This window comes from Rhodoferax sp. UBA5149 (assembly GCF_002413825.1).
Classification (GTDB): domain Bacteria; phylum Pseudomonadota; class Gammaproteobacteria; order Burkholderiales; family Burkholderiaceae_C; genus Rhodoferax.
Genome location: NZ_DHXT01000160.1, coordinates 46,907 through 49,021, shown reverse-complemented (window position 1 = coordinate 49,021; position 2,115 = coordinate 46,907). Strand labels below are relative to the sequence as shown.

At 59.9% G+C, this 2,115-nt stretch carries 2 protein-coding genes; both read left to right on the top strand.

Annotated elements, in window-relative coordinates:
- The first annotated feature begins 80 nt into the window (after nucleotides 1–80).
- Nucleotides 81–1,913: an FAD-dependent oxidoreductase gene (locus B3V69_RS14415; protein ID WP_296447657.1), complete on the top strand. Its 1,833-nt coding sequence runs from the start codon at nucleotides 81–83 to the stop codon at nucleotides 1,911–1,913.
- Nucleotides 1,910–2,115 (top strand): 2-oxoacid:acceptor oxidoreductase family protein (locus B3V69_RS14410; RefSeq protein ID WP_296447655.1); only part of this gene is annotated, 206 nt, incomplete at its 3' end. The genes B3V69_RS14415 and B3V69_RS14410, both read left to right, overlap by 4 nt.

Here is a 2,115-nt window from a genome sequence, read left to right as displayed (position 1 = left end):
GAGGGTCTTTTGCGGGCGCGCAGGCGTAGACTAGTAGCACCCGCAGCTGCTGCGGCGCAACCATGGCACAGGAGACAGACTTGCAACCTACCAATCTGACTGATCCAACCTATTTCCACAAGGTCGTTGACTGTCAATGGGCCTGTCCGGCCCACACCCCCGTACCTGAATACATTCGCCTGATCGGTCAGGGTCGCTATAGCGACGCCTACATGATCAATTGGGTGTCCAACGTGTTTCCAGGCGTTCTCGGACGCACCTGCGACCGGCCTTGTGAGCCCGCCTGCCGCCGCGGCCGGGTCGAGGAAAACAATGGCGAGAAGCCCGAACCGGTGGCGATCTGCCGGCTCAAGCGGGTGGCCGCCGACATGAAAGACGACGTCAAGGGGCGCATGCCGACGGTGGCAGCGCGCAATGGAAAACGTATCGCTTGCGTGGGCGCCGGGCCGGCTTCGCTGACGGTGGCGCGCGACCTCGTGCCACTGGGCTACGAGGTGACGGTATTTGATGGCGAGGCCAAGGCCGGTGGCTTTATCCGCTCGCAGATTCCGCGCTTTCGGCTGCCTGAGTCGGTGATTGACGAAGAGACCGGTTACATCCTGGATCTCGGTGTTGACTTCAAGAGCAGCCAGCGCGTTGACTCCATGAGTGCGCTGATGGCGCAAGGCTATGACGCCGTGTTCGTGGGCTGTGGGGCACCGCGCGGACGTGACCTGGAAATCCCCGGCCGTCAAGAGGTCGCTGCCCATATTCACATCGGCATCGACTGGCTGGCGTCGGTCTCTTTTGGCCACATCACCAGTATTGCGCAGCGGGTCATCGTGCTTGGCGGCGGCAACACCGCCATGGACTGCTGCCGTTCGGCCCGTCGTTTGGGCGGTGCCGACGTCAAGGTGATTGTGCGCAGCGGTTTTGAGGAAATGAAAGCGTCGCCTTGGGAAAAGGAAGACGCGGTTCATGAAGGTATCCCGATCATCAACTTCCATGTGCCCAAGAGTTTCGAACATCAAGACGGCAAACTGCTGGGCATGAAGTTCGAGGTGGTCAAGGCGGTTTATGACGAGAAGGGCCGTCGCAGTCTGGTGCCGACTGGTGCGCCGGATGTGTTCTTTGAATGCGACACGGTGCTGTTGGCCGTGGGCCAGGAAAATGCCTTTCCGTGGATCGAGCGGGACTGCGGCATCGAGTTCGACCGCTGGGGGCTGCCGGTGTTGGGCAAGGATACGTTCCAGTCCACCGTGCCACGGGTGTTCTTTGGCGGTGATGCGGCTTTCGGGCCAAAGAACATCATCACGGCGGTGGCGCATGGGCACGAGGCGGCGGTGTCGATTGACCTGTTTGTGAATGGCCAAGAGACCAGTCGGCGCCCGGCACCCACCACCAACCTGATGTCCCAAAAAATGGGCATTCACGAGTGGAGCTACCACAACGATGTGTCAATTGACACGCGTTTCAAAGTGCCATGGGCCAAGGCGGAAATCGCGCTCGCCAACATCCGGGTGGAAGTGGAGTTGGGCTTTGATGCTGCCACGGCGTTCAGGGAAGCCAGCCGCTGCCTGAATTGCGACGTTCAAACGGTTTTCACCAAGGAAACCTGTATTGAATGTGACGCCTGCGTGGACATCTGTCCCATGGACTGCATTACCTTCACCACCAACGGCGAAGAGGCCGATCTGCGCACCCGCCTGAATGCACCGGCGCTTCACGCTGGGCAGGATCTGTACGTCTCGGGCACCCTCAAGACCGGCAAGGTCATGGTGAAAGATGAAGACGTCTGCCTGCATTGCGGTTTGTGCGCCGAGCGCTGCCCCACGGGGGCGTGGGACATGCAGAAGTTCCTCCTCAACACGACCCAGGCGGGGCCCCAGTGTCGTGACATCAAGATTGATAACCGTGTTTTGGAGACCGTATGAAGCGCATTGAAGCCATCAACGATTTCGTCATCAAGTTTGCCAACGTCAACGGTTCCGGTTCGGCCTCGGCCAACGAACTGTTCGCCAAGGCCATCATGCGAATGGGCGTGCCGGTGAGCCCGCGTAACATTTTCCCCAGCAACATCCAGGGTATGCCGACCTGGTATGAGGCACGGGTTTGTGAAAAGGGCTATCAAGGGCG